The 14,077-nt window shown below is 61.1% G+C and carries 13 protein-coding genes and 1 pseudogene; 9 read left to right on the top strand and 5 right to left on the bottom strand.

The annotated features are described in order from the left end of the window. Positions 1-5 precede the first annotated feature (5 nt). Genes A37U_RS0137160 through A37U_RS47275 form a run of 8 tightly spaced genes read left to right on the top strand, consistent with a single transcriptional unit; the run spans position 6 to position 8,430 of the window. Positions 6-1,169, top strand: coding sequence for an MCE family protein (locus A37U_RS0137160; protein WP_020501735.1), 1,164 nt, complete (start codon positions 6-8; stop codon positions 1,167-1,169). Beyond that, positions 1,166-2,212, top strand: coding sequence for an MCE family protein (locus A37U_RS50685; protein ID WP_083934201.1), 1,047 nt, complete (start codon positions 1,166-1,168; stop codon positions 2,210-2,212). Before A37U_RS0137160 ends, A37U_RS50685 begins: the two co-directional genes overlap by 4 nt. Then, the gene (locus A37U_RS0137155) at positions 2,209-3,255 is read left to right on the top strand and encodes an MCE family protein (protein ID WP_020501734.1); all 1,047 of its coding nucleotides are present in this window, start codon (positions 2,209-2,211) and stop codon (positions 3,253-3,255) included. Before A37U_RS50685 ends, A37U_RS0137155 begins: the two co-directional genes overlap by 4 nt. Before the next feature lie 41 nt (positions 3,256-3,296). Further along, complete coding sequence (locus A37U_RS47290) at positions 3,297-4,487, top strand: MCE family protein (protein WP_040589861.1); 1,191 nt, start codon at positions 3,297-3,299, stop codon at positions 4,485-4,487. A gap of 2 nt (positions 4,488-4,489) precedes the next feature. Further along, positions 4,490-5,704 (top strand): MCE family protein, encoded by a 1,215-nt coding sequence (locus tag A37U_RS47285; protein ID WP_051111833.1) that lies wholly within the window; start codon positions 4,490-4,492, stop codon positions 5,702-5,704. Continuing rightward, complete coding sequence (locus A37U_RS47280; protein WP_020501730.1) at positions 5,704-7,077, top strand: MCE family protein; 1,374 nt, start codon at positions 5,704-5,706, stop codon at positions 7,075-7,077. Before A37U_RS47285 ends, A37U_RS47280 begins: the two co-directional genes overlap by 1 nt. After that, the gene (locus tag A37U_RS0137130; protein ID WP_020501729.1) at positions 7,074-7,736 is read left to right on the top strand and encodes a hypothetical protein; all 663 of its coding nucleotides are present in this window, start codon (positions 7,074-7,076) and stop codon (positions 7,734-7,736) included. Before A37U_RS47280 ends, A37U_RS0137130 begins: the two co-directional genes overlap by 4 nt. A 4-nt stretch (positions 7,737-7,740) precedes the next feature. Further along, on the top strand, positions 7,741-8,430 hold the full coding sequence (locus A37U_RS47275; protein WP_157183278.1) for a hypothetical protein: 690 nt from the start codon (positions 7,741-7,743) through the stop codon (positions 8,428-8,430). A 51-nt stretch (positions 8,431-8,481) separates the two neighbouring features. Here the strand turns inward: A37U_RS47275 and A37U_RS50680 are convergent. Next, positions 8,482-8,664: pseudogene (locus A37U_RS50680) on the bottom strand (IS3 family transposase); the annotation flags it as partial. Between the two features lie 299 nt (positions 8,665-8,963). On the opposite strand from A37U_RS50680, the gene A37U_RS0137120 reads away from it, so the two are divergent. Beyond that, positions 8,964-9,365, top strand: a complete 402-nt coding sequence (locus A37U_RS0137120; protein ID WP_157183277.1) for a substrate-binding domain-containing protein — start codon at positions 8,964-8,966, stop codon at positions 9,363-9,365. Between the two features lie 353 nt (positions 9,366-9,718). Here the strand turns inward: A37U_RS0137120 and A37U_RS55325 are convergent, their stop codons facing one another. The 4 genes from A37U_RS55325 to A37U_RS0137095 all read right to left on the bottom strand — a co-directional run bounded on the left by A37U_RS55325 (position 9,719) and on the right by A37U_RS0137095 (position 14,069). Next, entirely contained in the window at positions 9,719-10,999 is a 1,281-nt protein-coding gene (locus tag A37U_RS55325) for a 2-oxo acid dehydrogenase subunit E2 (protein ID WP_476707428.1), read from the bottom strand. A 357-nt stretch (positions 11,000-11,356) separates the two neighbouring features. Then, positions 11,357-12,079 carry a DUF2637 domain-containing protein gene (locus A37U_RS0137105; protein WP_020501726.1) on the bottom strand — a complete coding sequence of 241 codons (723 nt, stop codon included), beginning with the start codon at positions 12,077-12,079 and terminating at the stop codon, positions 11,357-11,359. Between the two features lie 304 nt (positions 12,080-12,383). Beyond that, the gene (locus A37U_RS50665) at positions 12,384-13,511 is read right to left on the bottom strand and encodes a recombinase family protein (protein WP_157183276.1); all 1,128 of its coding nucleotides are present in this window, start codon (positions 13,509-13,511) and stop codon (positions 12,384-12,386) included. A 66-nt stretch (positions 13,512-13,577) separates the two neighbouring features. Next, positions 13,578-14,069: a hypothetical protein gene (locus tag A37U_RS0137095; protein ID WP_020501724.1), complete on the bottom strand. Its 492-nt coding sequence runs from the start codon at positions 14,067-14,069 to the stop codon at positions 13,578-13,580. Positions 14,070-14,077 lie beyond the last annotated feature (8 nt).

Below are 14,077 nucleotides of genomic sequence, written 5' to 3'. Positions count from 1 at the left end.
AAACCATGGCCATCATGAAGGACTACGGCGCAAGGATTACCGGGGCCGGCATGCTCGTTGCGTTCGTGGGCATAATTTCGCTCACGCTTGCACTGATGAACAACGCGTTCGCTTCGACCGTCTCTGTACGTCTCATGACGGATCGCGCTGGACTGATGATGGCGCCCAGCAACTCCGTGAAAATGCACGGCGTCGTGATCGGTACCGTCAAGGGTGTGCAGTTGACAGACCAGGGGGCCGCACTGGATTTGGCGATCCAGAGCCAGGACTCACATCTGGTACCGCAGAATGCAAGCGCTTCGATCAGTCCGGAAACGGCGTTCGGGAACAAATTTATCAGCCTTTCCGCCCCCGCCACGAACGCTGGTCGACCAGTCCGGGATGGGACTGTACTGACCGCTGATCACGTTGGGGTCGAGGTGAACAAGGTGTTCCAGAACCTGACCGACGTGCTCAGCACGGCGAAGCCATCGCAGGTGAATACTCTTCTGAACAGTATGTCCACCGCATTGCAGGGCAAGGGCGGGCAGTTGGGCAATGTCTTGGCCCAGGTGGATCGGTATCTCGCAGACATAAACCCCGAGATAAGCTCCGCGACGAACGATCTCAACAGGCTCGGAGACGTAGCTGGTCTCTACGCAAGCCTTGCGCGCCCGCTATTCAATCTCCTGGACAAGGGGACGAATATTGGAAACACGCTTGTGGATAAGCGACCGTCAGTCGATGGCTTCCTCCGCCAACTCGGCGCCACTGGACAAGATGGAGGAAATCTGCTTGCCAGTAATGGTAAGAACCTGGTCGACAGCTTGAATCTCCTTCTTCCGACCAGTCGTCTCCTGGACAAGTATGCGCCGGAGTATCCGTGTCTCTTCCAGGGTATGGATAAGTCGCAAAAACGGCTCACTCAGATTATGGGATCACGCAAGTACGGTCCGGGGGCCCGCGTGATGGTAGGGTTTCTTCCAGGGAAGGAACCCTACCGTTATCCCCAAAACCTTCCGCGTCAGGACACGCATAGCGGACCGGCTTGCCTCGGTCTTCCGATGGCTGGCGTAAACGGCCCGGCGCCGAAATACAAGATACCGGGTGCGGGTATGGAGGTTCCGGGGGCAGGTATGGAAGATCCTGACAGTAGTGAGGGTATCCCTGGCTCTGGGGGACCGAAGTGACGCGAAAATCCGCTATAGCGATCCGCGGCGATCTGACCAGATTGTCTATTTTGGCCGTGATCTGCGCCCTCGTGCTTGCTGCTCTGGCCGTCCAGTTGTCTCAAACGACCTTCGGTAGCACAAAACAGTACAAGGCTGCTTTCGGCAACGTGATGGGACTTTCCGCGGGCAATGCGGTGGAAATTGCGGGTGTCAAAGTCGGAAGTGTCGAAGATATCGAGCTCCACGATGGCAAACCCACTGTCGCATTTAGTATCGAACAAGGTCAGTATCTTCCCGAAAGCGTTCATGCCAATATTCGGTATCGTAACCTCACTGGCGACCGTTACCTTGACCTCACTAGGGGTTCCGGTGTGCAGACCCCTATGAAAGTCGGCGCCACTATACCGGTCGGACGTACAAAGCCTGCATTGGACCTTGATACATTGCTCAATGGTTTCCAGCCGCTTTTTCAAGGTCTGCAACCGAAACAAGTGAACGCCGTCGCCGGAGAACTGATCGCGGTGTTCCAGGGACAAGGGCAAACGGTCCAGGGATTACTCGCACATCTTGGCTCACTGACGAACAATCTGGCGGGGCACGATCAGCTCATCGGTAAGGTGATCGATAACCTCAACACGGTGCTCGGAACTGTCAACCAGCATGGCGGGGAGTTCTCTATGCTGTTGAACAAGCTACAAGCACTGGTTAGCGGCTTGGCTTCCGACAGGAAACCGATAGGGCAGTCACTAGGAAAAGTCGCCGATCTGACCGGAACCCTGACCGACACACTCAAGACGGCCAGGCCGCCGTTGAAAGAGACGATCAATCAATCCGGCAGACTGCTAAAAAATGTGGACGCCGACAAGGGGTACCTCGAAAAGTCACTTCAATTGCTGCCGGTGTTTTATACCGTATTCGACAGGATCGGGAACCGAGGATCATTTACGAATGCATATGCTTGCGGCATCCGGGTCAGGTTGAGCGGTGTGGGTGACAAGAGTATCTATACGCCTTGGTTGATGCATCCGACTGATCGTTGCGGAAGGCCAGGTAAACCATGAAGAGCTTCCGTGAAATGAGTCCGGTTCGGGTAGCGGTCGTGAGCCTTGCGGTTGTCGGCCTCGTGCTCGGGGTTTTGTTCAACTTCGACGCCTTCCCCAAGTTGTTGGGCGCAGAGGTTTATCGTGCCGCCTTCACCGATGTGGCGGGTCTCGAAGTCGGGTCGCAAGTGCGTATCGGCGGAGTGACGGTCGGCAAGGTTCAGGACATCGACTTGACGGACGACTCGATCGTTGTGGACTTCGCTATCACCTCGAATGAAGTCGGAAGGTTGGGGCAGCACACATCAGCGGCGATCAAGACCGAGACGCTACTGGGCAAGAAGTATCTGGAAGTGACGCCTTCCGGATCAGGTCAGCTGGCGTCGGATGCGTTGATCCCACAATCGCGAACGACTGTCCCCTATGACATCACATCGCAACTCGGCAATGTCAGCACGCTTGCCGGTGATATCGACAAGAAGAAGTTGGCTAGTTCATTCGATGCGATCTCCTCCGCGTTCGGGGGTGCTCCAGGTGAACTGAGGCCGGCGCTGCAAGGCTTGACGAGGCTGTCTCAATCCGTATCCTCGCGTGACTCAAAGGTGCGTGACCTGTTCCGCGGCGCGAACGGTGTGTCAGGTATTTTGGCGAGTCGCAATATTCAACTGAACAAGTTGTTCACCGATGGTGGTGCGCTTTTGGATGAGCTTCAGAGTCGAAAGGCCGAGATCCACGCCCTTATCGTTAATATGGACTCGGTTGCTCAGCAGGTTAGCGGCTTGGTGAAAGACAACAAGGATCAGCTCGGCCCGGCTTTACAGCATTTGAACAGCGTCCTCGACGTTTTACGGAGAAACGAAGGTAGTATCGCGTCAGCAATTCAAAAGGCCGGGCCAGTAGCGCAAACACTGGGTGAGGCGTTGGCATCCGGGCCCTTCTGGGACGCCTTCATCAGTAATCTGGCCTTGACGAATATAACGCCGCTTCCCGGGCAGTACACACCCCCGGACCGTACGATCGCTCCGGGAGCGACTGGTCCCGCCGAGCCGGGAGGAACGAAATGAGATTCGTATCGGTCCTTAAGAATACGGCCGGCGGTAGGGGCGTGCGTGTCGTGACGGCTTTGACCGTTGTCGTCCTTGCGGTAGCCGCAGCCATGGTGGTCTGGTTTCAGGGTCAGAACACCAATGTGACGGCCTACTTTTCGAACACCAAGGGACTGTACGCCGGCGATGAGGTTCGTATCAGGGGCTTGAAGGTGGGAACCATCGACTCGATCACGCCGCAGCCGGGTCGCGCGGCCGTTCGGTTCCACTACGATAGTAAGTATGCGGCGGATAGAGACGCGCGTGCCGCTATTGTGTCACCGGCGCTGTTGAGCGTGAGGTATATACAGCTCACTCCTGGGCGCGTCAACGGCCCGAAGTTGGCTGATGGCGCCGTAATATCCGAGGATCGAACGGCGGTCCCGGTGGAATTCGATGACGTGAAGAAACAGTTGAGCCAGTTGACGGACGCGCTCGGTCCGAACGGAGCGAACAAGAACGGTTCGTTGAATAGCTTGCTGAATGCGGCAGCGAAGTACAAAGGGCAGGGGCAAAACTTCCATCAGACGGTCGAGCAAGTCTCGCAGGCGATGCAGACCTTGTCCGATGGGAGGAGCGACCTGTTCGGAAGCGTACGAAATCTTCAGGTCTTCGTACGGGCGATCGGTACGAGTGATGACCAAATTGAGCAATTTATGCGACGACTGGATTCGGTGTCCGGCGTACTCGACGACAATAAGGACCAATTGGCGGTAGCGCTGCGGGGGCTGGACTCCGCGGCCGAGGACGTGACGGCGTTTCTGAAGCAGCATCGAGCTGAGGCAAAGCAGGCCGTGGGGCAGATGGCGGACGTGTCGAGTTCGATTGCTAAGCAGAAGGAGAGCCTGGAGCAAGCATTGCACGTCGCGCCGACGGTGTTCGGGAACTTCTACGGAATTTACTCGGGCCGTGATGGTTCCTTCACTGGGAGCCTGGATGTGCCGAACCTGAAAAACCCGTCCGAGTTCGTCTGTTCCGCTATTCAGACGGTGACTGAGAAGCCCCTGAACGAGGCGATGAATCTCTGTAAGAAGTATGCTGGGCCATTGCTCAATCTGCTGCAGTTGGACCATCCACCGGTGAACGTGAACCCGACGCTTCCGTTGAACGGGACACCACCGCAGGTGAACGTTGGTCCTAACCAGATATTGCCCAAGCCTGACGTGCCCGGAGTTCTGGGCGGTCTGCTCAAACCGAAGGCGGGAAAGTAGCGATGAGGGTCGCGAAGTGCGCAGTGTTCCTCGTTGCGGCGATCATGGTCGCAGGCTGTTCGGCAGGAGACGGCGTCTGGCCAGGCGGCGAGGGCGATGGCGATGGATCGTATACGGTCAACATCGAGTTCGAGAACCTGAACAATGTTTTCTCGAACGCTCAAGTCATGGACAATAATGTTGTCGTCGGAGCCGTGACGGGAATGAGGCCGGATCACTGGCATGCGTTGGCTACTGTGCGATTGAATCGGAATGTCATCTTGCCGAAAAACGCTGTCGCCAAGATTGGCCAGACCAGTCTACTGGGGTCCAGCCATATCGAGCTCGGCCCGCCGCCCGGTGAGGCGCCGGTGGGCCGATTAGCCGATGGCGGCAGCATCCCGCTTTCGCGCACGAAGGCGTACCCGGACACCGAGGAGACGTTGGCTGGCGCGTCAAACCTCCTCAATGGCGGTGGACTTCAGAACCTGAGCACGATCACGTCAGAAGTCAACAATGCGTTGGGTGGACGTGAAAACGTAGCGAGGGATGCGTTGCACAAGATCAACGACCTCGTTTCGAGTGCCGATCGGCAGAAGTCGAGTATCGTACATGCTCTGGACGGACTGAATGAACTCGGTAAGCAGGGTGCGGCGCACACGCAGACGATCAAGAAGACCTTGTCCGAGCTGCCACGTGCGCTGAGCGTCCTCGATCAGGAGCGTCCGCAGATCACGGATGCGTTGAATAATATCGGTAAATTCTCCGATCAGTCCGATGATGTATTCAGAAACCTGCAACGGCCGCTCGTGGACAACCTGAATCATCTCAAGAATGTTTCCAGGAGTCTTGCGGATTCGGGTGATTCATTGGTGAAGGCAACGAACATCATCGCCAGTGGACCGTTTCCTGTTCGTATGGAGGATGCGCCGAAAGAGACGGCTGTTCGGGGCGATTTCACGAACCTCTACTTGACGATCGATTTGTCCAACGAGCAGTTGAAGAGGGATGAACTGGCCTTCGTCTCTCCGCAGGCGATCAAGGGCTTGGTGGGCGGAGTCGGCAGCGAGGTCGGTAGCCTGCTGACCGGTCCGCTTCAAGGTCTAGGTGGCAAGAAGAAGCAGGATACGAACCCCGCTCCGACTCCAGCGCCGCCGAGCCCCGGTGCGGGCGACCAGCACAAGGACGGCGGTGGCGGTTTGTTGGGTGGTCTGCTCGGGTCGCTGGGAGGCCATTGATGATAAGCAGATTCGTCCGGTTCCAGCTCTTGATCTTCGGCGCAGCCGGTTTGGTCGTGTTGATGGTGATAACGCTGGTGTATGGGCAAGTGCCGCAGCTCCTCGGGTTCGGTGAGAAGACGGTGACAGCCCGTTTCGCCGATGCTGCGGGACTGACTTCGGGCACGAAGGTTTCCTATGAGGGGACCGAGGTGGGGCGGGTGACCGAGGTTGCACCGGAGAAAGATGGGGTACGGGTGCGCATGCTGTTGGACAACAGTTATCGCATTCCGGCCTCGAGCACCGCTGAGATACACAGTGAGTCGGCGATCGGAATACAGTACGTCGATTTCGTCCCTGGAAAGGATCCGTCGGGGCCAGCACTGGCAGACGGTGCGGACGTGGCGATGAATAGGACCAATGTACCGGTTAGTATCGGGTCGGTGCTTGAGTCGGCCAACCAGCTGTTGGAGTCGGTGCCGAAGCAGAGCCTGCGGACGGCGTTGGACGAGTTGACGAAGGCGTTTCGTGGTACGGGGCCGGCATTGTCTCGGAGCCTGAACAATGCTGAACAGTTGATCCGCACGGCACAGGACAACGTCGGTCCGACGAAAGACCTCATCAGGCGTGCCGGGCCGCTGTTGAAGACACAGACGGACACGGCGTCCAACATCCGGTCGCTGGCGAACAGCTTGTCGTCATTCGGCGATCGGGTATGGCAGAGCGATGGTGACTTGCGGAAATTGCTTGACCACGGTGCGCCCGCCGCCGAGCAGGTCGATGGGCTCTTCCAGGATTTGAAACCGACCCTGCCGATACTTCTTTCGGATCTGGTCAATGTGGGCCAGACCTTGGTGACCTACAATCCGTCGGTCGAGCAGCTACTGGTGCTGTATCCGAGGATGACCACGGCGTTCCTGTCGGCGAGTGAGAAAACCGATGGGCATTTGCGGTTGGACCTGCGGACGCAGGTTCAGGCGACGACGCCTTGCACGAAGGGGTTTCTTCCGCCGGGGAAGCAGCTGCCACCGGCAAGTCTTTACACTCCGCCGGTTCAGCCCAACCTGTACTGCAAACTGCAGCATCAGGCGCAGACCGTCGTGCGGGGAGCGCGGAACCTGAAATGCATGGCCGGAGACGGGCAGCGTGCTCCGAACACGAAAGACTGCCTTGGTTCAGCTTATGAGCAACGCTACAGGCAAGCTGGCACCGCAGCAGGTGCTAGTGGTAACGGCAGGGACAAGGCGGTTGGTGTCGGTGACTATTCGCCGTCGTCAGGGACAGCCGAGGCACCGGATGGTGCTCTTTATGCGGTAGGCGGGATCGGTACGCCAGCGCACGGCAAGGAGGAGTCGAATTGGCAAAGCATATTGCTACGGCCGATAAGCCCATGAGGGAATCGGAAGAGTCGATCGAGGAGCCGCAGGCTCAGTCAGCAGCTCCGGTTGATGAGCCTGATGGAGATCGGGTCGCACGCCTGCGAGACGTTTCGCAGGACGGCGATAGCGCGGAGGACGATGAGCTGGACGGACCGTCCTCGTCCGAGGAGCGGGATGAGGTGAGCGCATCTGGACACGTCCGGTCGTGGAAGGTCGTCACGGGGCTGGTTCTTGTCGCGGTCTTGCTGGCAGGGGCGGTTGTTCTCGGTATATCGGTTCTGAACGGTGTGGGGCGCTCCGGTGACCGATCCGAGGCTGTGGATGCTGCGAGGAATGAGGTGCTGAATCTGTTGACGATCCGCCCAGGTCAGGCAAAGGCCGGGGCGGACAAGTTGATGGAGGGCGCCACGGGGCAGTTCAAGCAGAGCTTCGGCGCCGAGAAGGAGACTTATTTGAAGATGATCGACGGACAGCATGTCACCTCGGACGGAGGTATCGATGCCGCGGGGATCGAATCTTCCGGTTCGAGTAATGCGACAGTATTGGTTGCGGCGCACTCGACTGTGAAAAACGACTCGAACAAGAAGGGCTCGGCTCGTGAATATCGGCTGAAGGTGATGATGACAAAGGTAGACGACCGGTGGCTTGCCTCCAATGTGCAGTTTGTTCCCTGAGGAGATGATGAAGTTGGCCGCACAGACGGATATCAAAAAGGAGGAGGCACCGGCAAGGTCTGGACGGCGTCACGTTCCGACTCCTTACCCGAGGGAAGTGGAATCGTCTGATCGGGCCGATCCGGTAGTCGACCGGGAAGACGACGAAGCGGGAAAACCGCGGCTGAAGTTCGTGTGGCGAGATAGCCTCCGGCAAGCGCGGAATCTGGTGGAGCGTCGTTCGAGGAAGTTTTTTGTCGTGATGGTGATCGCGGCGGTGTTGCTGGGCGGTTTTGTTGGCTGGCTCGCGTGGTACAAGGTGCAGCAGAACGCCAGCGAAGAGTCGCGCGCGGCGGCGGTTGCGGTCGCCAAGAAGAACGTGCCGACGGCACTGTCGTATGATTATCGGACTATTCAGAATGATACGAAAAATACCCAGGATGTGCTGACTACCGAGTTCGGTAAGCAGTACGAGTCGCTGATGAAAAATGTCGTGATAGACGCTTCGAAGAAGCGACATGCGGTGACCAATGCGCAGGTCGCCGACACCTCGGTCGTGTCGGCTGATCCCGAGGACGTGAAGCTGTTGGTTTTCCTCAATCAGACGACGGAAGGCGATGGGATTCAGCGGCCGCAGCTAAACGGTAGTCGTGTGGAAGTGGAGATGCGGAACCAGTCCGGAAAATGGTTGATCTCCTCACTGAAGCCGCGATGAGGGAGTGCCAGGAGTCTGCCGCCGGTTTGGTTGACACTCGGGGTTGATGGTTTAGGCTGCGTTTGCAGCTTCGTAGATTGTCTCAAACTCGACTGGGGTGAGCTTGCCCAGGCGGCGTTGTCCGCGTCGGCGGTTGTACTTGGTCTTGGTCCGGGTGGCGATCGCCAGCCGCAGTTCTTCCTGGGTATTCCACCTTTGGGTATCCAAGACGTTCTTCTGCAGCAGCGAAAAGAAGCCTCCGTCACGACGGCGAGCAGCAAGCGGGGGCCGGAATCGTGCTCCTGGCCGGGGACGGCCCTCGCACGACCGGGGAGATGCTTGACGCCACTCTCCTTTTTGCGACTTTGCGGGCCCGGAAGCCACGAGAATCATCCTACAAGGAGATCATGATGTGATCTCGATCGCATTTTCTTGTGATTGACGCCATAGCACTGGACCGGTACCGCCACGGCTCGCCCCGGGTGTGGTGGAAGGCGGTCCTTTGGTCTCCTGCGTCGCGGGCTATGCCGGGCAACCCGCCGAGCACGGACTGGATGTACCGGAACCGTTGCCTTCCCGGTTCCCCGACAGCAGACGATGGCAGAAGGACGCTGCGTGAGCTGCTCGATCCGCCCGCTGCGCAGCGCCTGACGGCGGCGTTCGCTTCGATAGACGGCCTTCACTCGGGATGCTCATCGAGCGTTGCGCCCGGGACTCTCGGTGCCAGGGAACTGTCCGTTGTCGGCTTCGACAACGCCCCCTTCGGTGAGCTGGCCGCGGTTTCGCTGACCACAGTGGATGCCAGTCCGCTCGCGGTCGGCAGCCGGGCGGTGGAACTGCGCGCCGAGCGGATCCGAACATGGCTACCGGGAGACCTCACCGGCGGGCGAGCGGCTGCCGCCCGACTCGCCGGAAGGCTGATCGGTTCCTGGTGCCGTATCGCGGCGCGACCCTGAGCGGAGGGTCGCCGTTTCCGCGGTATCTCGCGCGCCATCCGACGATGACGGCCCGGCCGGGATGACCTGCACGCGCTGCGCGAATTCGCCCAGCGCGTGCGGTACCTCGATGAACGGTCCGGCCGCCGCGCCGCGCGGATGCGGGAATCACCGCGCGGGAACGCGGCTCCCCAGAGGGGCAACAGGCTGCGGAGCGTCCCGGGTAGCGGGGAGGCTCACCATGCCAGGCGGGTCGGCCGCGCCGATGACGGTCGGGCCGCCGGGGCGAAGCGAGATCGATACCGCCGACGGCTGCGGTCCCGTCGGGTTCACTGGTCGCTGCGCGCTCGGTCACAGCCGTGCGCTACGGCGCCTCATCGCGCGTCCGCGCCGACGGCGATCGCCCAGTTGTGTCTGTCCACGGCAAAGTAGCGGTTCGCGCTGGTGGTGAACATCAGCACGGAGGCGGCCACGACGCAGCAGATGTGGGTCAGCCGCACCGCTATGAATGCCCAGCCCAGTTCGCCGCCATCGCTGAGCGCCCGCGCGACGGTCTGCCCAGCGGCCATGGCGAGTACGGCAGGCACCACCAGTGAGGCCGGCCCGATCACGGTGAGCAGAACCGTGGGAGCGGTACGAGCCCGACGGCGTCCACGCTGGAACGAGACGATCAGGACGGCGGCGAAGGTGTAGACCACGAGCCGGACGGCGATATTGGCCCAGACGGACGGCCGAGCGAACGGCACAGAGCGCCGGGCTGCCCGAATCCGGTCACGTTCGATGGCGCCGAACGGGTGGAAGCGTCGCCCGTGGCTGGTGACTACAAGCCTAGTTCTTCGTGGAATTGCCCCTCTTGTAGGCGCCGCTTGAGCGTGGTCAGGAATCGGCCCGCGTCCGCGCCATCGATGAGGCGATGGTCGTAGGTCAATGCGAGGTAGGGCCATCGTGCGGATCGCGATCGTCTCCTGTCCCTCGGGTCCGGTCGCTACGACCGGTCGTCTGACGAGCGAACCGAGACCGAGGATCGCGGACTGTGGCTGGTTGATGATCGGAGTATCGAACAGGGCGCCGTTGCTGCCGAGGTTGGTCACCGTGAAGGTGCCCCCGGAGAGCTCGTCCGGGGTGACCTGACCGGTCCGCGTGCGGGTGGCGATGTCGGCGATCGCACGGGCAAGACCAGCGAGGTTCATCCGGCCCGCGTCGGGGACGACGGGTGAGAGCAGCCCCTTGTCGGTGTCCACCGCGACGGCGAGACCGACCTGGTCGAAGTAGGTGATCTCCTTGATCTCCTCGTGCAGGTACGCGTTGAGCGCCGGATGTTGTCCGAGTGCCTCGACCGCGGCTTTCGCGAGAAACGGCAGGAAGGTCAGTTTGACACCCTCGCGCGCGAGGAAGCTCGCCTTGGCCTGGTCGCGTACCCGGGCGACCCTGGTGAAATCGACCTCGAACACCTGAGTCAGCTGCGCCGAACTCAGCAGCGATTCCCGCGTGCGCCGCGCGATCGTCTGGCGGACCCGGCTCGCCTTCTCCGTGGTGGCCCGTGTGCCTGAGAGGACCGGCGAGGGCCGGGACCGCGCTGCCAGCGGCGCATCGGACGGCGGATCCTCCCGCGCGGGCGGAACCGGGCGCTGCGTGCTCTCCTGTCCGGCCGCCATGACGGCGAGCACGTCCCGTTGCCGGAGCCCGCCGTCCGTGCCGGCAGGGGTCAGCGAGGCCAGGTCGATGCCGTGTTCGGAGGCGAGTCTGCGGGCCCGGGGCGTGGCATAGGGGACCTCGCGCGTGTTTTCGGGAGCGCGGAACGCCGCCGGTGGGGGCGCGGGTTCCGGCGTTCCGGGCGTCGTGGTCGTGGCTGGCCGGGCCGGTGGCCGGGACAGCGGTTCGGGCTCCGGTGCCGGTCCGGGCGCCTGCTCCGCACTGGCCTCCTGCTCGGCGCGCCGGTCGCTCCCGGCCGAGGTGGTCTGTGGCGTCGGGGTACGCCGAGATCGCCCGTTGACGGCCGAGACCTTGAGATATTACGTCGGTCTCGGTGCGAGTGGGTTGGATCGAGTCGGTTGGGATGCTTGCAGAGACAGGAGGATTCCTTTGGTGCGCCATTGGCGGAGTACTCGGCGACCGTAGTTGTTGGTTCCGGCGTGGCGGTCGAGTTCGGCGCCGGTGGGGGTGCGGCCGCGGGCGTGTTGGGTGAGGTAGTAGTCCCACATGCGTTGCTCCGCGCTCGGTTGAGCGGACGCGGCGTCCGATGTGGTGGCTGTGCTCGTGTCGGCACTATCGGCAGGCACGGCGGCCTTCTCCGTTGGTTCGGGTGGCGGTAGTTCCGGACTGATCGCCTCGACGTTCATGCGGTGGCGTTTGAGGGCGCGGTTGAGGAGTTCGACCGCGAGCAGCAGCGCCAGGGGTGGGCAGGCGGCGACTGCGACTCCGCAGACTGATGGGGTGGGGGAGGCGGCGATGTTCGCTGTCAGGGACAGTCCGATCCCGAGGGTGAAGGCGAGCCAGGCGGCCCACCGTTGACCATCCTGCGGGCCACGAGGTTTCCAGAGTTCGACGGTGGCTGTGATCACCAACCCGTCGACGATCAGTGGCCAGATCGTCGCCGTGGTCGTGTCCGCGCCGAACCGTAGCGCGAACTCGCGGCCGTGCCGGAACGAGGCATAGGCGGCGCCGAGCGCGACGAGTGCGGTACAGGTGCATTGGATCCACAGCGACAACGAGTGGCCGGTACGCGGCAACGACATCACAGCGCACCTCCGGCTCGTGGGGTGTCGTGCTAACCCAGTGGCCGAGCGTCGGATGGGTGCTTTACGTCAATCACAACGAATCTCACAGGTCGTGTTGCTGCGATCACAAGGCATCACGGGTCCTGCGGTCACGACGGTGCCGTGCGATCCCCTTAACCACAGGAAACCGCAGATCACGGCGTCGGCCAGCTTGCGTGGAAGTAGTTTGAATCGGGTCGGGGGTACGTACCAGATGCACACGAAACAGCGCCTGCTCTCTGAGCAGGCGTTTTTCGTGTGTCGTCCATGTTGTTGATCCTCTCTACGGTGCTGCTGATGGTAGGGGCGTGGTCTTCAGGCATGGTGATGGTGATGGTGGCTTTCTGGGGGTCGTTGTGAAGCTCGACACGGAGTTGTGTGATGTCGAAGAGTTCGAGCAGTAGTTCTTCGGGGGCGTCGCTGAGGTTGGCGACGAGATAGGGCAGGGCGTCGAGGATCTCCTGGTCTTTTTCGGTTGGCTTTTCTGGGGCGATTGTTGGGCTGCGTCGAGTTCGGCGAGCTCTAGCAGCGTGGTGTTCTTTTCGTTTTCGAGTTGGTTGCAGTCCTCGCGAAGGTCGCGCGTGAAGGGGTCGTCGGGGTCACCGATCTGGGCTTGGCGGCGGATGCGGTGCTGCCGTGCCTTGATCTCGATGAGGGTGCGGTCGAGGCGTTCGGTGTAGATGGCGAGGATGGCTTCGGTGAGTTCGTCTTCGCGGATGTGGATCGTGCGTGGGTGTTCGCGGGTGATGTCGGGGGCGTTCGCGGTTGTTTTGGCTTGGGTAGCAGCGGTGGTAGTTGCTGCCGTGGTTGCGGGCACCTTGCCTTCGGTGGCCGCAGGGGCAGAGCACACGCCCGCGGTAGAGGTAGGTGCATTTGGTTTGGGGATGAGGGGTTCGTGGGACCGGACCCATTTGCGCGGGTCGTTGTACGTGCCGCGGGGTGCGCGGGTGGCTCGTCGGTTGAAGATTCGGTATCCGGTGTATTTGGGATTGTGGAGGATGTCGAAGACGCTGGATTTGCTCCAGTAGCCGCGTGCGCGTCCCGGGATCGTGGGTTCGGGTGGCGGGTATTTGGTCAGGTCGGCGTCGAGTCGGTCGGTGATGGCACCGCCGCCGAGTTTTCGTAGTAGCGCCACAGCGCGATCCGGGTGACGGTCTCGCCTTACGCGACGTCGGGTTCGAGGCGGGATTTGGTGCGGCCTTTGGTGGGGTTGGGGTGTTTGAAGACCTTCGCTCGGTAGCGCGACGCGGGCCATGCTTTCGGCGAGCACCACATCGAAACGGCGGTTTTCTCGGGTGGCTTCGTCGAGAAGGTCGGAGATTCCGCCGTCGTGGGAGATCGGGAATGTCGAAGCGTTCGTCGTTGGTTTTGTGGCCACAGGCTTCGAGGTCCATGCGGCCGGACTCGACATCGTAGAAAGGGGACACGATCACCCAGGAATCTGCGATGGCGCCCTTGCGGGAGTGCAGTTGCCGGATCATGGATTGGCGCGGGTCTTGCTGGTCCTCGGTGGACGTGCGGCCGAGAAGTGCTCGGATGCTCCGTGAGAGCCCGCCAGGTCTTGCCCCCGTTCTCGGATCGATCGCGGTGGCAGTGTGTTGTCGATGCCGATGTCCGGTACCTCGTCCAGCGACGCCACCCCGGGGAACAGGTTGTCGAGCGTATCCTGGGCGGGCGGCTCCTGAACAGCGGTGCGGTTCTCGGCGCCGATCGGTGAATCGGGCGGTGCGCTGTCGGTCTCGGTCCGGGGTTCTCGACCGCGGGCCTTGTCCAGTTCGTTTCGCGCATGCTGATAGACGGCTTCGGCATACGCCGGTATCGACAGGGCCTGGTGCGGCGTGATGTTTCCGTTGAGGATTTCGGAAGCCATCTCGGCGATTGTCGCGTCTTTCCTGTTGTTCTTCAAAGCTTCGAGGATTCTGCGGCGCAGATTCGGCGAGAAGATCGCCCCTGTGGTGTGCTCGTTCATCGCGGTCT

Source organism: Sciscionella marina DSM 45152, assembly GCF_000379465.1.
Classification (GTDB): Bacteria; Actinomycetota; Actinomycetes; order Mycobacteriales; family Pseudonocardiaceae; genus Sciscionella; species Sciscionella marina.
Note: the sequence above shows the minus strand (reverse complement) of the source record. Positions and strands in the feature narration are given on the sequence as shown.

Excerpts from the sequence above, each read along its gene's own strand:
- A37U_RS0137105 (WP_020501726.1), bottom strand. The coding sequence starts at position 12,079 with ATGTCGTTGCCGCGTACCGGCCACTCGTTGTCGCTGTGGATCCAATGC.
- A37U_RS0137160 (WP_020501735.1), top strand. The coding sequence starts at position 6 with ATGGCCATCATGAAGGACTACGGCGCAAGGATTACCGGGGCCGGCATG.
- A37U_RS47280 (WP_020501730.1), top strand. The coding sequence starts at position 5,704 with ATGATAAGCAGATTCGTCCGGTTCCAGCTCTTGATCTTCGGCGCAGCC.
- A37U_RS0137155 (WP_020501734.1), top strand. The coding sequence starts at position 2,209 with ATGAAGAGCTTCCGTGAAATGAGTCCGGTTCGGGTAGCGGTCGTGAGC.
- A37U_RS55325 (WP_476707428.1), bottom strand. The coding sequence starts at position 10,999 with ATGGCGGCCGGACAGGAGAGCACGCAGCGCCCGGTTCCGCCCGCGCGG.
- A37U_RS47275 (WP_157183278.1), top strand. The coding sequence starts at position 7,741 with ATGATGAAGTTGGCCGCACAGACGGATATCAAAAAGGAGGAGGCACCG.
- A37U_RS0137120 (WP_157183277.1), top strand. The coding sequence starts at position 8,964 with ATGTACCGGAACCGTTGCCTTCCCGGTTCCCCGACAGCAGACGATGGC.
- A37U_RS47285 (WP_051111833.1), top strand. The coding sequence starts at position 4,490 with ATGAGGGTCGCGAAGTGCGCAGTGTTCCTCGTTGCGGCGATCATGGTC.
- A37U_RS0137130 (WP_020501729.1), top strand. The coding sequence starts at position 7,074 with ATGAGGGAATCGGAAGAGTCGATCGAGGAGCCGCAGGCTCAGTCAGCA.
- A37U_RS0137095 (WP_020501724.1), bottom strand. The coding sequence starts at position 14,069 with ATGAACGAGCACACCACAGGGGCGATCTTCTCGCCGAATCTGCGCCGC.
- A37U_RS50665 (WP_157183276.1), bottom strand. The coding sequence starts at position 13,511 with ATGTCGAGTCCGGCCGCATGGACCTCGAAGCCTGTGGCCACAAAACCA.